Here is a 14,672-nt window from a genome sequence, read left to right as displayed (position 1 = left end):
GGGTGTGGGGTGGTCAGAGGAATGTGATGTCCCAGTGGCTCGGCTCGTTGGCGTAGGTGGTGTGGCCCTGAGGGCGGTGCTCGTAGAACAGCCGGGCGCCGTCGCCGCGGACCCGTCCCTGGTGCTTGCTTCTGATGAACCGGTCGATGCACCGGTTGTGGGCGACGTCGATCTTGTAGCCCTTGCCGTGGCTGAGCACGCCTCCGGCGTGGCCGGTCTCGGTGCCCCCCGTGACCAGGACGTCGCAACCGCTGCGGCGCTTGAGGTCGACCAGGCCCCACAGCGTCTGCAGTCGCACGGTGGCCAGCGAGGTGCAGGAGTGCCGGTGCCGGTTGACGCAGTTGCCCGACGACCGCCATCGCAGGCCCGCCCGCTGGAGCCGTCGCGCGGCCTGCGGGTGCCGGAGCCGCAGGCCCGGGTACAGCAGATGCTGCCTCCACAGCATCGGGCTGACCATCCCGGAGGCCATGGCGACGCGCTGAGCCATGCGCGGCGACGCCGCCGCGCGCCGCGCGGCGGCCACCCGGACGGCGACCGGCGCTCGGCGGACCCCCACCGCGGGCAGGCCTCGGCGGACGCCTACTGCGGGCAGGCCTCGGCGGGCTCCTACTCTGGGCATGCCTCGGGGGACGCCTGCCGTGGGCAGGCCTCGGCGGGCTCCTACTGCCGGTAGGCCTCGGCGGATGGGGGCGGCCATGCGGAGGAACGCTTCGCGACGCGAAAGGCCTGCTTTGGGAGCGAAGGACCCCCGGCGTGTGGCCTTCGGCGTGAGTGCTCTTCGACCGGCGCCGGCGGTGTTCACCATGAGGTTCGCGCGCCGCGTCGGAGCGGTCTCGATGGCAAGGCGTGCGCGCCGGGACGGAGCGGCTTCGACGGCAAGGCCTGCTCGCCGGTAGTTCGTGATCGCGCTGGAGGACATGGAGGTGCGGACCGCCGAGGTCTCCGGAGCGAGGGCCGCCGCGTTCCTTGACGTCGCGGTCACCCTGACGCGGGCGGCCTTCGGGGTCTGCGGAGTCTTCGGGGTCTCCGGGATGACCTTGACCCGAGCCGCTTTGGTGATGGCCGCGGTCGCCTTGAGCCGAGCCGCTTTCCGGAGGGCCGCGGTCGCCCGGGCGGGAGCCGCCTTCGGGGTGGTCGTGGTCAGGGTGGTGCGGGGCGCCTTTCGAGCGAGGGCGGTGTCCGCGGGGGTGGCGGACCGGGTGAGGGCGGTGCCGGTGCGGGTGGTGCCGGTGCGGGTGGTGGCGCGGCGGACTGCCGCGTCCGGGCCGGCCGCCTCAGGGATGCCCCTTTCGGGTGTCACCCGTTCCGGTACCGCCGGATCGAGGGCGACCTGCCGCGGGAAGCGGGCTGCGGCGCGGCCGGAGGCCATGCCGGAGCCGCTCGACGTCGTGCCGAGCCGATCGGGCGCGGAGCGGAGGTCCGTGCCGCCCGGCCGTGGAGCGGCCGCCGAGGCGGGCTCCGCCGAACCCAACGCCGTCACTGTGATCTGCACGGCGAGCAACGCGCAGGCACCAAGCCACGCGGGTCCCCGTGTGCATGGATGCACACCCATATTGATCCTCTGTCGCAGGGCGCCCCTCCGCCAGAGGATCTATCCCACCCGCCCAAAGTGCTGACTCCACTACTCTGCGTGTTTTTGCGGGAAAATGGCGGGCATGCTGTGCGTCTGTGACCATGGAGGGTTCCTGGCCGTACAGTTGCCACGTGGTCGAATCGACGCCGAGAGCGCGTGGGGGAGAAAAGACCCGGGAGGTCATCGTCGAGACGGCCCTGCGCCTGTTCAGGGAGCGGGGGTACGAGGCGACGACCATGCGGGCCATCGCGGCCGAGGCGGGCGTCTCCGTAGGAAACGCTTACTACTATTTTTCGTCGAAAGAGCAGTTGGTCCAGGCTTACTACGATCGGGCGCAATGCGAGCACGAGGCCGCCTGCCGGGAGCTCCTGGCGGGCGAGCGCAGGTTCGCGGCCCGGCTGAGCGGGGTGCTGCGTGCCTGGGTCCGGGTGTCCGAGCCGTACCACGGGTTCGCCGTCAAGTTCTTCAAGCACGCCTCGGAGCCGAGCAATCCGCTGAGTCCTTTCAGCGGGGAGTCGGCGCCGGCGCGGGAGGCGGCCATCGCGATCTACCGGGAGGTCGTGGAGGGCTCCGCCGACCGCATCGACGCGGAGCTGCGCGAGGAGCTGCCCGAGCTGCTGTGGTTGTCCTCGCTGGGAGTGGTGCTGTTCTGGGTCCATGACACCTCGCCGGGGTGCGAGCGCACGTACCGGTTGATCGAGGTCATGGTGCCGCTGATCGACCGGCTGGTGGGGCTGTCCCATCTGCCGGGCCTGCGCGGGGTGACCAAGGACTTCATCACCGCCATGCGGGAGCTGCGCGCCTGAGCCGGCGCGAACGGTGAGATGACCCGTGCGCGGCATACCGTCCGGTTGGTATGGTCGGCCGTCAGGAGGTGGACAGTGAAGCGCTGGGGCATCACGATCCCGTTCTTCGACCGCACGATGGCCGAGTCCAAGGAGCTGGTGGCCGAGCTGCCGGGGCTCGGTTACACCGACGCCTGGTCCGCCGAGGTCAGCGGCACCGATGGCTTCGTCCCGCTCGCCCTGGCCGCCGACTGGGCGCCCGCGCTCCGGCTGGGCAGCGCGATCATCCCGGTGTCCACCCGGGGTCCGGGCCTGCTCGCCATGTCGGCCGCCACACTCGCCGACCTGGCGCCCGAGCGGTTCGTGCTCGGCATCGGCGCCTCGTCCCCGGTGATCGTCGAACGGTGGAACGCCGGAGAGTTCGTCAAGCCGTACGCCAGGACGCGTGACACGCTGCGCTTCCTCAGGAAGGCCCTCGCGGGCGAGAAGGTCACCGAGAGGTACGAGACCTTCGAGGTGAAGGGCTTCCGGCTGGAGCGGGCGCCGAAGGTGCCACCGAAGATCGTCCTCGCCGCGCTGCGTCCGCGCATGCTGGGCCTGGCGGCGCGGGAGGCCGACGGGGCCATCACCAACTGGCTCTCCCCGCAGGACGTCCGCACCGTGCGCGCCGAGCTCGGACCGGAGACCGAGCTGATCGCCCGCCTGTTCGTCTGCGTCAGCGAGGACGCGGAGAAGGTCAGGAAGCTCGGCAGGCGCATGCTGACCGCCTATCTGACGGTGCCGGTGTACGCGGCCTTCCACGACTGGCTGGGACGGGGCGAGGTGCTTCGTCCCATGCACGAGGCGTGGGCGGCGGGCGACCGCAAGGGCGCGCTCGACGCGATCCCGGACGAGGTGGTGGACGCGCTCATCGTGCACGGCGACGCGGCGACCTGCCGGGCGCGCATCGAGGAGTACGTCGCCAACGGGCTGACGACCCCCGTGCTGGCTCCGATCGCGACGGGTGAGGTCCCGATGGCTCAGGCCGTCCGCGACCTCTCTCCGGCCGCCTCCACCTCCTCCCCGGCCGGCTGAGGGCTGCCAGGCGAGGACGGGCGGCCAGGATGCCCGGCCAGGGTGCGTGGGCAGGGCGCGTGGCCAAGACGCGTGGCCAAGGCGGGCGAGGGGAGTGCCGGCGGCGAGGTCGGGCGGGAGACCGCGCCGGCGGGCCGTCCAGGGCGGAACTCCGGGACGGGGGCGGGCGTTATCCGGGTGCGGTTGGGTAGTGGCGTCCCTCGACGAGTCCCGACCGTGCGCGTTTGGCGGTGGCACAGACGGAGGTGGCCCTCATGAGCAAGGCTGGACGCGCGGCCGCGGCCTACCGCGCCTATCAGGACATCAGCCGCCCGGGCTCGCCCGGGCTGATGGCGCGGCTCAGGGCGCTGCCGAGGATGATCGGTGGCGCGCTGCGCGGGGAGTACAGCGACCTGGGCAAGGGCAAGCTCGCTCTGATGGGCCTCGGCATCGTCTACATCGTCTCGCCGATCGACGTGCTGCCCGACTTCCTGCCGCTGATCGGGGTCGCGGACGACTTCGGCGCCTTCCTGTGGCTCATGAGCTCGCTGCTGGGCGAGAGCGGCCGCTACCTCGACTGGGAGCGCAAGCAGGTGCGGGGCGAGGTCTCGGGTGTCTCCGAGGTCTCCGAGGTCTCGCGGCGGCGGCGTCGCTCGCGGGCCTAGTCTTCGCCCTCGCGCAGCAGCCAGGCCCGGGACGGCAGGGGATGGCCGAACAGACGGGCGGCGTTGCCGTAGGCCACCCTGCCGATGTCGGCCGGGGGAAGGCTGCCCAGGTTGCGGGCCAGGGCCTGCTGGACATCCGGCCAGGTGGACTCCGAGCGCGGGTAGCCGCTCTCGAGCAGGACGTGCTCGAGCCCGACGGCCAGGCGCACGCCGGAGAGCGCGTAGTCGTCCAGCGTGCCGAAGTAGAAGTTGCGGCGGAGCACCTCGCTCGGCTTGAGCCCGCCCTCCCAGGTCGCCTCGTCCGCGACCGGATGGTCCAGGGCGTAGTCGGCCCGCGCGGCCAGCATGGGCAGCCATCCGACGCCGCCCTCGACGATGAGGATGCGCAGCTTGGGGAAGCGCAGCGGGATGCCCGACCAGAGCCAGTCGGCGCAGGCGAACATCGCGCTCGCCGGGATCATCGTGGTGATGGCCTCGATGGGCGTGTCCGGCGAGGGTACCGGCGACCACGACGAGGCGCCGGTGTGCAGGCAGACGACCGTGCCGGTCTCTTCGCAGGCGGCGAAGAACGGATCCCAGTGGCCGGTGTGGATGGAGGGCAGCCGCAGCCGGGTCGGGAACTCGGGGAAGACCACCGCCTTGAACCCGCGGGCGGCGTTGGCGCGGATCTCCTTGGCGGCGACCTCGGGGTCGGGCAGCCAGGGGAGCTGGAGCGCGATTATGCGCTCGGGGTAGGTGCCGGCCCAGACGTCGCAGTGCCAGTCGTTCCACGCGCGGATGAGCGCGAGGCCGAGATCCTGGTCGCGGGTCTTGGCGAAGGCCATGCCCGCCTGCACGGCCAGCATGCCGGGGAAGCTGAGCGCGGCCCAGACCCCGGCGATGTCCATGTCCTTGACGCGGGCCTCGATGTCGTGGCAGCCGGGCCGCATCTCCTCGAAGCGCACCGGGTCGAGCGTCCACTGGTCGCGCGGAAGGCCGGCGCCGGCGTCCATGCCGGCGCACGCGTAGGTGGCTCCGCCGTATCGCCACACCTGATGGCCCGCGTCGGTCTCGACGACCTTGGGGGCCATGTCGACGTACCTCTCGGGAAGCCGGCCTTCGAACAGATCCGGCGGTTCGATCAGGTGATCGTCGACGCTGATGATCACATAATCTCGCCGCCTCGGCTCGGGGTCAGGGGGCAGCGATGAGTTCACAGGGAAAACCGTATGCCGCAGGAATAACACCAGACAAGCTGGGAGGTCTCCGATCGGTATCCGTTCGCGCGCGCAGCGGTGTCCGCCGCCGTGAGAGCCCTTACCTCAAAACGTGACGATTACGACAAGCGGTCGGTCATGGGACGCTCGCTCGCGGCGCGGAAAGCGGCCGGTGGCAGGCCCGTGGCCGCCGGTGGCAGCCCGGTGGCAGGTCGCTGTCAATGGCCGGTGGGAGGCCGGTGGGAGGCGGCCGTCAATGGCCGCCGGTGGCGGGGGCTTCCCCGGCGACCGGCTGGTCGGCGCCGGGAGCGGGGAGGGCGTCGGCGGCCGGGGCGGCGTCGCTCTCGGCCCTGAGGTCGTGCGCCTCGCGGCGGATCAGGGTGAACCACCCGCCGATCGCGATGCCGATGAACAGCCACCACTGGACGGCGTAGGCGAGGTTGAGGCCGCCGCCTCCGCCCAGGTCGGGCTCGGGGACCGGGTCCGGCGCGGCGGCCGCCACTGGCTGCTGCGCCGTCAGCTCGACGTACCCGCCGAACAGCTTGTACGGCATCGTCCGGGCGAGCTTCGCGGTGTCGATCAGCAGGACCTGGCGGGGCGGCAGCCCGGCGCGGTCGGTGATGCCGGTGTTGTCCCCGGTCTCCGCGGGGCGTAGCCGGCCGGTGACACTTACCTCACCCGCGGTGGGCGGCGGCACCTCCGGCGGGGCCTCGGCGGTCGGTCCCATTTGAACCCAGCCCCGGTTGACGATGACGGCGGCGCCGTCCGCGGTCACCAGCGGAGTGATCACGTAGAAACCGGCCTGCCCGTTCTGCGGGCGGCGGCGAACCACCAGCTCATGCGCCTGATCGAAGCGGCCGGTGACCGTGACGGTGCGGAACTTCACCGCCTCGGGCACGCTCGCGCCCGGCCGGTCCAACTCGGCGAGCGGGACCGTCGCCGCGGCGATGTTGGCGTGCGCCCGCTCGCTGGCCGCCGACCGCTCCTCGTAGCGCCCGAACTGCCATCTGCCCAGGAAGACGAACGCGGGGATGAGCAGCAGGACCAGCAGGTGGAACGCCAGCCATCGCGGTCTCAGCAGGAACCGGTACACGCTTTCAGCCTAGGCAGGCCGGTGAGTGGTCCAGGACCCGGCCACGGCAGGCGGCCGACGCGGTCACGCCATGCGCGTCCTTGTACGTGGTGAAGGTCCCCCCACCGGCCGATCATGATCTCGTGGAACCACTCGCGGACGGGGGAGGCATGCCGTACGGTCGTACCGATTTCATCCACGGCACGTCGCTCTGTCCCGCAGGAGCCGTCTCGCATATGACCGCGTCCACTCTCGCGTCGCCGTCCGCCGCCGCCCCGCACCCGGCGTTGCCGAGGATCTCCGTTCTCGTCCGGCACGCGGCGCCGCGCGTGCTGGAGGGCATGATCCTGCCCGTCGCCGTGTTCTACGCGGGCCTCCTGGTGGCCGGGGTCAACGGCGGGCTGGCCATGGCGGTGGCCTGGGTGTACGGAGGGGCCGCGCTGCGGCTGGTCAGGCGGCAGAGCGTTCCCGGCACCGTGCTGCTGGCGATACTGGCGATCACGGTGCGGGCGGCGCTGGCGCTGGTCACCGGCGACGTGGTCATCTACTTCCTGCAGCCGACGCTCGGCGTGTTCTGCGCGAGCCTGGCCTTCCTGGCCACGGCCGCCGCGCCGCGCCCGCTGATCCAGCGGGTCACCACCGACCTGGTGCCGCTGCCCGAGCATCTGCTCCACCATCCGGTGATGCGCCGGTTCTTCCGGCACCTGTCGCTGTTGTGGGGAACGGTGCAGTTCGTCAACGGGACGCTGAGCCTGTGGCTGCTGTTCAGCGAGTCGATCGAGACCTACCTGATCGTCCGGACGTCCGCGGTGGCCGTCCTCATGGTCGCCGCGGCGGGGGTCTCGCTGCTGGCCTTCCGGCGGGTGCTCCGCGTCCTGCAGAGGCCGTGACCGGGCGGCCGTGTCGCGGCCGGGACGGGCTCGGGGCCGGTTCCTCGATGCCGCGATGGGCTGGCCGGGCGGATGCCCGGCGTCAGCCGGCCAGGCGCGCGCCGGGGCCGAGGCGGGGGGTGACCTCGCGGGGCGAGGGCACCTCGTGGCCGTCCGCGCAGCGCATGTGCAGTTCGACGGGGGAGCCGCAGTCGCGGTGGGTCAGGACGACCGAGGGGCCGTCGGGGTCGGCCACGTAGCGGTCGCCCCAGTGCATCAGGCTGACCATGATCGGGTACAGGTCGAGGCCCGCCTGCGTGAGGCGGTACTCGTCGCGGCTGCGGCTGCCGGGCTCGCGGTAGGGGACCTTGCGGAGCAGCCCTTCCTCGACCAGCCGCGTGAGGCGGGCGCTGAGCACCTGGCGGGGGGCGCCGGTGCCGGCCTGCATGTCGGCGAACCGGCGCACGCCGTTGAAGATCTCCCGTAGCACGAGGAGCGTCCATTTCTCGCCGATGACCGCGAGCGTGCGCTCGATCGAGCAGTTCTCCACCCGGAAATGGGTTCGCCCGGACATGGAGGCATCGTAGGCGTTCATTTCCCTCCCTCCAATGCGGCTAAGTCTAGTTGACAGACTCAGGCGGGCTGGGCGAGCCTGGGTTCATGATTCAGACTCAGGCCGACTTGCGTCGTGCGTTCCCCTCCGCTCCCGGGACGCCCGCGCCCCGACCCGGTACGGCGCCGGTCGCCGCGGTGCGCGTCCGTCCCGCCCGAATGGACGACGAGGACAGAGTGCGGGCCTTCGTCGCCGGACTGTCCCTGCGCAGCCGGTCGCTGCGCTTCTTCGGCGGAGTCTCGCGGCCCGGCAGGGCGCTGGTGAGCGCCATGGTCACCGTCGGCGAGGCGCGCGACGTCCTGCTGGCCGTGGACGCCGGCGAGCGGATCATCGGGCACGCGATGAGCTTCACCCGGGACGGGTCGACCGAGATCGCGGTGGTCGTCGCCGACGCGTGGCAGGGCGTGGGGCTCGGCTCGCGGCTCGTGCGCAGGCTGCTCGCCCGTGCCGTCGCCCGCGGCGCGACGGCGGTGACCATGGACGTCATGGGAGAGAACCGCAAGGTGCTGTCCATGATCGCCCGGTGGTGGCCGCACGCGCGGATGCGCGTGGTCTCCGGCACCGTCGAGATCGCCGCGTCGCTCGAGGCGGCGCCGGCCGCCGGCTGAGCCGCACGCCCCGCCGCCGCCGTCGCTCCCAAGGTCGTTAGGATGGGGTGCGCTCGGAGGGTTGCGCCCCGGGGTTTGCAGAACAAGGTTCTGTTGAGTCACCATTGACATCGTGAAGACCGCGAAGAACGGACGAGACGGCCGCACCCGCATCATCGAGGGTGCCCTGCGCCGCTTCAGCCAGGACGGAGTCTCGGCCACGACGCTCGCCAGCCTCCGCGAAGAGAGCGGCGTCAGCGTGGGGAGCTTCTACCACCACTTCGCCAGCAAGGAACACGTCTTCGGAGTGCTCTACTCCGAGATCCAGAACATGTACCAGCAGGCGTTCGTGGAAGAGCTGTGCCGCCATGACAGCGCCCGGGGCGGCATCGAGGCGATCGTCGCCATGCACATGGCCTGGTGTGGCGAGCACCCCGAGCGGGCCCGCATCCTGATCAGCGAACGCCCGCCCCGCCGCGACGAGCCGGGCGGCCCCGAGGTCGCCGAGTCCCGGCGGGCCTTCTTCCGCCAGGTGTCCGACTGGTGGCGCCCGCACATGAAGGACGGCGTGCTGCGGCCGGTGCATCCCACCATGTGCTACGTGCTGTGGCTCGGCCCGGCCACCGAGATGTGCCGCCTGTGGTTCTCCGGGGCCCACCAGCCGACCGAGGAGGAGATCAGGTCCCTCTGCGAGGCCGCCTGGCTGAGCCTCCGGCTCGCCTGACCCGGCGCGCCTGCGGCCGGGGGTCCCGGCCGGCCGCCTAGAGTGGGCCACCCCCGTTCCGCGCGGCACAGGACGGGGGCGACCATCATGGAGGTAGGGCTCGGGCTGCCCGTCGGTGACCTCACGGTGCTGCGCGACTGGGCGTCCCGCGCCGAGACCGGTCCGTTCTCGGCCCTCGGCCTGCTCGACCGCCTCGTCTACGACAACCCCGAGCCGCTGGTCACCCTCGCAGTCATCGCCGGGGCGACCTCCCGCGTCCGCCTGATGACCGAGGTGCTGGTCGCGCCCCTGCGACCGGTCGCCCTGCTCGCCAAGCAGTGCGCCACGCTCGATCGGCTCTCCGGCGGCCGCCTGACGCTCGGGATCGGGGTCGGCGTGCGCGAGGACGACTTCCGGGTCGCGCAGGTCGACTACCGCGGGCGCGGCCGGCGCCTGGACGAGCAGATGAGGACCATGCGGCGCCTGTGGGCCGGCGAGGCGTACGGCGGGGGCGCCGGGCCGATCGGGCCCGCGCCGGCCCGCACCGGGGGTCCCGAAGTGCTCTTCGGCGGCTTCGTCCCGGCGACCGCCGACCGCGTGGCGCACCACGGCGACGGTTTCCTCGGGGCGATGTTCGGGCCGCAGGACATGGGCCGCTTCTTCCGGACGGTGGAGCGGGCGTGGCGGTCGGCCGGGCGCGAGGGCCGTCCACGGCTGGTCGCGCAGGCCAACGTGGCCCTCGGCCCCGGACAGGTCGTGGACGACGCCGGGCGGGCCCTGCGGGCGTACTACGACTTCGGCGACTACCGGCACAAGGTGGTCCAGGGGCTGCTGACCACGCCGGACGCCGTCAGGCACGCCGTCACGGCCTTCGGCGACGTGGGCGCCGACGAGGTGATGCTCTACTGCTGGTCCGCCGACCCCGGCCAGGTCGGGCGCATCGCCGACGCCCTTCCTTGAGCCGACCGCTCCTGCGGTGCCCCTTCCCGTTTCGGCGCGCCCGCGCACCGAAAGCTCTAATCGTCTTGACAAGAAAGTTTGTCGGTGAGACGGTACGACCAGAGGCGCTGATCGGGGCCCGCGAAGGCGGCGATCACGCCGGGGACGACCGCGTGAACGACCACCGACCACGAAGGAATGTGCGATGAACGCCAATGGTGAGATCACCCCCGACCTGCGGGCCGGGCGGCGCGAATGGATCGGGCTCGCCGTGCTGGCCCTGCCGACTCTGCTGATGTCGCTGGACATCAGCGTGCTGTACCTGGCGCTTCCCCAGCTGAGCCGGGGCCTCGGCGCCGACTCCACCCAGCAGCTGTGGATCCTGGACATCTACTCGTTCATGCTCGCCGGGTTCCTGGTCACCATGGGCACCCTGGGCGACCGCATCGGCCGTCGCAAGCTCCTGCTGGCCGGCGCCGCGGCCTTCGGCGCCGCCTCGATCCTGGCCGCGTACTCGGTCAACCCGCAGATGCTCATCGCCTCCCGTGCGCTGCTCGGCATCGCCGGGGCCTCGCTCATGCCCTCCACGATGGCGCTGATCCGCAACATGTTCCGCGACCCCAAGCAGATGGGCGCCGCGATCGGCATCTGGTTCGCCTGCTTCATGGGCGGCATGACGGTCGGCCCGCTGGTCGGCGGACTGCTTCTCGAGCACTTCTGGTGGGGCTCGGCCTTCCTGCTCGGCGTCCCGGTCATGGTGCTGCTGCTGGTCGTCGGCCCGCGCCTGCTGCCGGAGTACCGCGACCCGAACGCCGGCCGCCTCGACCTGGCGAGCGTCGCGCTGTCCCTGGCGGCGATCCTGCCCGCCATCTACGGCCTGAAGGAACTGGCCCGCGACGGCGCGCACGCACTGCCCGTCGCCTCCCTGGTCGCCGGTGTCGCCATGGGCGCCGTGTTCGTCCTGCGCCAGCGCGGGCTCGCCAACCCGCTGCTCGACCTGCGGCTGTTCGCCAACCGCACCTTCAGCACCGCGATGGGCGTCGGGCTGGGGGCGGGCGTCGTGATGGCGGGCACCACCCTGCTGTCCAGTCTCTACCTGCAGACCGTTCAGGGCCTGGGCCCGATGGACTCCGGCCTGTGGCTCCTCCCGCAGAACGTGGCCATGGTGGCCGGCTCGATGGTCGCCCCGGCGCTGGCCCGCAAGATCCGCCCCGCCTACGTCATCGCCACCGGCCTGCTGATCGCTGGCGCCGGTCTGGTCGCCCACACCCAGGTCCCGGCCGTCGACGGCCTGCCGCTGCTGGTCACCGGCCTGGTGCTGGCGTCCTTCGGCATCGCCCTGCCGATGTCGCTCACCATGAACCTCATCATGGGCTCGGTCCCGCCGGAGAAGGCCGGGTCCGCCGCCTCGATCACCGAGACCAGCGGCGAGTTCGGCGTCGCCCTGGGCGTCGCAGCCATGGGCAGCCTCGGCACCTTCGTCTACCGCACCGAGCTCACCGGCGGCCTGCCCTCGGGCGTTCCGGCCGGCGCGGCCGACACGGCGCACCAGAGCATCACCGCCGCGCTCGGCGCCGCGCAGCAGGTCGGCGGGCAGCTCGCCGCCGACCTGGTCGAGACGGCCCGGGCCGCCTTCACCAGCGGGCTGAACGTCGTCGCCGCCGTCGGCGCGACCGTCTTCATCGGCCTGGCCGTCCTGTCGGCGGTCGTCCTGCGGGACAGCGGCGTCCCGGCCGCGCCGGCGCCGCGGACCGAGGACGCCGACGGTTCCGGCGAGACGGTCCACGCCGAAGCCGCCGAAGCCGCCGAAGCCGCCGAGGCCGCTGAAGGCGCCGAGGGCGCGCGCCTCCTGGCGAGCGTCGACTGACCCAGACCAGCCCAGCCCAGACCAGCCCAGCTCGGCCCGTTCCGAAGCCGGAGCCGGGTGGCCGCGAGACTTCGCCGGCCACCCGGCTCCATCCATGCGCGGCCCATGGCGCGCTGACCGTCGAGCCGCCACAGCCGATCGGGCCCTCGCCGGGACGTCAGGCCCGGGTGGTCTCGGCCGCTTCGGAGGCGGTCGGCGACGCCGGTGGACCAGGGACCGGGGCGCCGGGCCCGGACTCCCGGTGGTGGGCGGCCACGGCCAGATCGAGGAGGAACGGCGCGAACAGCGCCGTCAACGCCCCGAGCACGGCGCCCGGCGTGACCTCCCCGGCGAGGACCACGGTCAGCACCGCGAGGACGATGGAGCCGGCGGCCAGCAAGGCGGTCCGCCTCCGCGGCAGGTGGCGGACATGGCGGACCAGGCGCGGCGCCGCGTCGCCCAGGACCAGGCCGGCGACGTAGGCGCCGCAGACCAGGACCCCGACCAGCAGGACGACGCCGGGCGGCGGATGTCCGGTGAAGTGTGAGACCGCCGCCGCGATCGCCCCGGACACGACGGCCGCGAGCCGGTGGGGGTGTGAGACCCGCATGGAGACGCCTCCCTTCAGAAGTCCGCTATGAGATCGGTCAGCACCGTTCCCAGGGAGGCCGGATCGGTGGCGTAGTAGACGTGGCCGGACGTGGCGTCGGCGATCCGCCCCATGGCATTCGCCGTCGCCGAGTCGATGTCCGCGCCGTAGGCGACGATGAGGACCCGGACCGCGCACGGCCGATCAGGGCTGCCGAGCTTCTTGACCAATTCGTCGAGGGTCGGCCCGGTCTTCCTCGATCCCTTCGTGGTGGAGGTCTTCTGCTCGGAGTCCGCGCCGTCGGTCAGGACGACGACCGAGCTGGCGGAGCCGGTCGCGCACCGCCCGGCCATGTCCGTGACGGTGTCGGCGATGCTGTTGTAGAGCCCGGTCCGGCGCGTGCCCTCGCGGAACCCCATGGTGACGAACCGCTGGAAGTTCGCCTGTACGTCGGTCAACGTGCTCTTGGTGACGTCGGAGAGCGGGATGATGTCCTGCCAGTCGCGTCCCAGCTCGGGGTGCAGGGTGGCGAAGACGCGGACTCCGACCCTGTCGCCGTCGTGGAAGCCGGCGATCATCTGCTCGACCCCCGCCATCGCGATGTCGATCTTCCTGGCGCCCGTTTCCCGCACCGGGTCGCTCATCGACCCCGAATAGTCGACCAGCACGTGGGTCTGCACGGGTTTGCGAAGCTCTGTCGCCCAGGTGGTGAGGACGTCGTCGAAGAATCCACGCGGGCAGTCGATCGTGCCGTTGTTCCCGCCGGCGCCGACGGCGTCGTTCCCGCCGGCGTTCCCGGCGGGTTCGGTCGCGACGCACGGCGGATCCGACAGGTGATCATTGGTCCCCTCTTCGTAGACCGCGTCGTACCCGTCCGGATACAGATCCTGAATCTGCCGCGCACCCAGGGCGAGCCGATTATGGGCCGCCGGGTCGGGCACCCGGAATCCGAGGTCCTGGAATTCCTTCTGCAGTTCGGGTTGGAGAAGATGGCTCTGGAAAGCCTGTGCGACCTTGTTCTCCGCCGAATGCGCCCGCGGCGTGGGATCGATGAGCACGAATGGGTGGTCCGAAAGTATGGAGCGGTGTTTGAGGAAGATCGGCACCAGCGGGTCGTCCGGCCGTCGCTCCGTCCCGGCGCCGGGACAGCCCACCTTGGCCGGTCCGCCGGTGTTGTACAGCCACACCGTCTGTTCCTCGATGACGATCGCCTGGGCGGAGTCGCCGGACTTCCTGGTGAGCCCGCACAGCAGGTCGACCGTGGTGTGCCCGTAGTGGCCGAAGGCCTTCTCCATGGCGCGGACGCCCTCGCGCACCTTCCCCCGCAGTGCCGTGGTCTCGGCGGGGAACGGATTCCTGGCGTCCGGCTTGCGCACCATGTCGGCGATCTCCTTGACCGCGCCCCCCTTCTTCGGGTCTCCGGCCTCCCAGATCATGCCGAGCGCGGTCTCCAGCCCGATCGTCGACACGTTCGGATTGGTCTTCCCCAGGGGCGGATCGCAGGGCGCACCCCCGCAGTCGGTGAGGTCCTTCCAGGTGATGGTCGCGGTCTTGAACCTGTCCAGCGACCTCCGGGAGGAACGGCGTACGGCTATGACCATCGGTGAGCGCGCCAGGGACCTGGGCGGCGTGTTGGACAGGCCCAATTCGTTCTTTTCGCACTGGTAGGCGTTCACATGAGCACCGCACGAGTCGGTGCGCTCCTTGAGCTGCACCCACCACATGGAGGAGGCGGGCATCCAGATCAGCGGATAGTCGTCCAGCGGCCCGGGCGCGTCCACCGCGCCCGGCGCGCTGTGCCGGCGCCACGCTTCGATCAGTTTGAGAAGGGTCGACCCCGACTGCGAGTTGAGGACGTTCATGCAGACTCGCCTGCCGTCCATCTCGTAACCGTGCGGGCCGGTGAACCGCTGGGCCAGGCGCCGTATGACGCCGATCTTGTCGACGGACGCGACGACGGGAATGGTGCTGTCGCCGACGCATCCCTCTCCCCGCGGCCGGGTGGTCAGGGTCCCGGAGAACGGGACGAGCACGGAGGCGGCGAGCACGGCCGCGACCAGCCCGCCGATCCGGGGCCCTTGTGCGCGACCTGCCAAAGCCAGCCCTTCTTCTCGGAAATCGGTGCGAGAAGAATATGGTGCCAGATATGGCAATTACCGCCGTATCACTTGACTGATCCGGA

At 71.6% G+C, this 14,672-nt stretch carries 14 protein-coding genes; 8 read left to right on the top strand and 6 right to left on the bottom strand.

Annotated elements, in window-relative coordinates; all coding sequences use genetic code 11:
* Nucleotides 1–13: 13 nt before the first annotated feature.
* The gene (locus tag ABZT47_RS34135; RefSeq protein ID WP_354851658.1) at nucleotides 14–556 is read right to left on the bottom strand and encodes a hypothetical protein; all 543 of its coding nucleotides are present in this window, start codon (nucleotides 554–556) and stop codon (nucleotides 14–16) included.
* Between the two features lie 1,148 nt (nucleotides 557–1,704).
* Between ABZT47_RS34135 and ABZT47_RS34130 the strand changes: the two genes are divergently transcribed.
* The 3 genes from ABZT47_RS34130 to ABZT47_RS34120 all read left to right on the top strand — a co-directional run bounded on the left by ABZT47_RS34130 (nucleotide 1,705) and on the right by ABZT47_RS34120 (nucleotide 4,076).
* The gene (locus tag ABZT47_RS34130) at nucleotides 1,705–2,379 is read left to right on the top strand and encodes a TetR family transcriptional regulator (protein ID WP_354851656.1); all 675 of its coding nucleotides are present in this window, start codon (nucleotides 1,705–1,707) and stop codon (nucleotides 2,377–2,379) included.
* Between the two features lie 75 nt (nucleotides 2,380–2,454).
* On the top strand, nucleotides 2,455–3,432 hold the full coding sequence (locus tag ABZT47_RS34125) for an LLM class F420-dependent oxidoreductase (RefSeq protein ID WP_354851654.1): 978 nt from the start codon (nucleotides 2,455–2,457) through the stop codon (nucleotides 3,430–3,432).
* Between the two features lie 254 nt (nucleotides 3,433–3,686).
* A complete protein-coding gene (locus tag ABZT47_RS34120) occupies nucleotides 3,687–4,076 on the top strand; it encodes a YkvA family protein (protein WP_354851651.1) in 390 nt (129 codons plus the stop codon).
* Here ABZT47_RS34120 and ABZT47_RS34115 read toward each other — a convergent pair.
* A complete protein-coding gene (locus tag ABZT47_RS34115; RefSeq protein WP_354851648.1) occupies nucleotides 4,073–5,272 on the bottom strand; it encodes an amidohydrolase family protein in 1,200 nt (399 codons plus the stop codon). The two genes, ABZT47_RS34120 and ABZT47_RS34115, sit on opposite strands and share 4 nt — an antisense overlap.
* Before the next feature lie 253 nt (nucleotides 5,273–5,525).
* Nucleotides 5,526–6,365 (bottom strand): SURF1 family protein, encoded by an 840-nt coding sequence (locus ABZT47_RS34110; RefSeq protein ID WP_354851646.1) that lies wholly within the window; start codon nucleotides 6,363–6,365, stop codon nucleotides 5,526–5,528.
* Between the two features lie 215 nt (nucleotides 6,366–6,580).
* Here ABZT47_RS34110 and ABZT47_RS34105 point away from each other — a divergent pair, with 215 nt between their 5' ends.
* Nucleotides 6,581–7,234, top strand: a complete 654-nt coding sequence (locus ABZT47_RS34105; protein WP_354851643.1) for a VC0807 family protein — start codon at nucleotides 6,581–6,583, stop codon at nucleotides 7,232–7,234.
* A gap of 82 nt (nucleotides 7,235–7,316) precedes the next feature.
* Here the strand turns inward: ABZT47_RS34105 and ABZT47_RS34100 are convergent, their stop codons facing one another.
* The gene (locus ABZT47_RS34100; protein ID WP_354851641.1) at nucleotides 7,317–7,787 is read right to left on the bottom strand and encodes a helix-turn-helix domain-containing protein; all 471 of its coding nucleotides are present in this window, start codon (nucleotides 7,785–7,787) and stop codon (nucleotides 7,317–7,319) included.
* Nucleotides 7,788–7,873: 86 nt separating this feature from the next.
* Here ABZT47_RS34100 and ABZT47_RS34095 point away from each other — a divergent pair, with 86 nt between their 5' ends.
* The 4 genes from ABZT47_RS34095 to ABZT47_RS34080 all read left to right on the top strand — a co-directional run bounded on the left by ABZT47_RS34095 (nucleotide 7,874) and on the right by ABZT47_RS34080 (nucleotide 11,922).
* A complete protein-coding gene (locus tag ABZT47_RS34095; RefSeq protein ID WP_354851639.1) occupies nucleotides 7,874–8,434 on the top strand; it encodes a GNAT family N-acetyltransferase in 561 nt (186 codons plus the stop codon).
* A gap of 112 nt (nucleotides 8,435–8,546) precedes the next feature.
* On the top strand, nucleotides 8,547–9,137 hold the full coding sequence (locus tag ABZT47_RS34090; RefSeq protein WP_354851637.1) for a TetR/AcrR family transcriptional regulator: 591 nt from the start codon (nucleotides 8,547–8,549) through the stop codon (nucleotides 9,135–9,137).
* Between the two features lie 87 nt (nucleotides 9,138–9,224).
* Nucleotides 9,225–10,076, top strand: coding sequence for an LLM class flavin-dependent oxidoreductase (locus tag ABZT47_RS34085; RefSeq protein WP_354851634.1), 852 nt, complete (start codon nucleotides 9,225–9,227; stop codon nucleotides 10,074–10,076).
* A gap of 184 nt (nucleotides 10,077–10,260) precedes the next feature.
* Nucleotides 10,261–11,922 carry an MFS transporter gene (locus tag ABZT47_RS34080; protein WP_354851631.1) on the top strand — a complete coding sequence of 554 codons (1,662 nt, stop codon included), beginning with the start codon at nucleotides 10,261–10,263 and terminating at the stop codon, nucleotides 11,920–11,922.
* 157 nt (nucleotides 11,923–12,079) lie between these two features.
* Here the strand turns inward: ABZT47_RS34080 and ABZT47_RS34075 are convergent, their stop codons facing one another.
* Together ABZT47_RS34075 and ABZT47_RS34070 are read right to left on the bottom strand one after the other, a co-directional pair.
* On the bottom strand, nucleotides 12,080–12,511 hold the full coding sequence (locus ABZT47_RS34075) for a hypothetical protein (RefSeq protein WP_354851628.1): 432 nt from the start codon (nucleotides 12,509–12,511) through the stop codon (nucleotides 12,080–12,082).
* A 14-nt stretch (nucleotides 12,512–12,525) separates the two neighbouring features.
* The gene (locus ABZT47_RS34070; protein ID WP_354851625.1) at nucleotides 12,526–14,586 is read right to left on the bottom strand and encodes a substrate-binding domain-containing protein; all 2,061 of its coding nucleotides are present in this window, start codon (nucleotides 14,584–14,586) and stop codon (nucleotides 12,526–12,528) included.
* Nucleotides 14,587–14,672 lie beyond the last annotated feature (86 nt).

Origin of the sequence: Sphaerisporangium sp. NPDC005289 (genome assembly GCF_040607455.1) — a bacterium.
GTDB lineage: Bacteria > Actinomycetota > Actinomycetes > Streptosporangiales > Streptosporangiaceae > Sphaerisporangium > Sphaerisporangium rhizosphaerae.
This window is presented reverse-complemented; position numbering and strand designations above follow the sequence as displayed.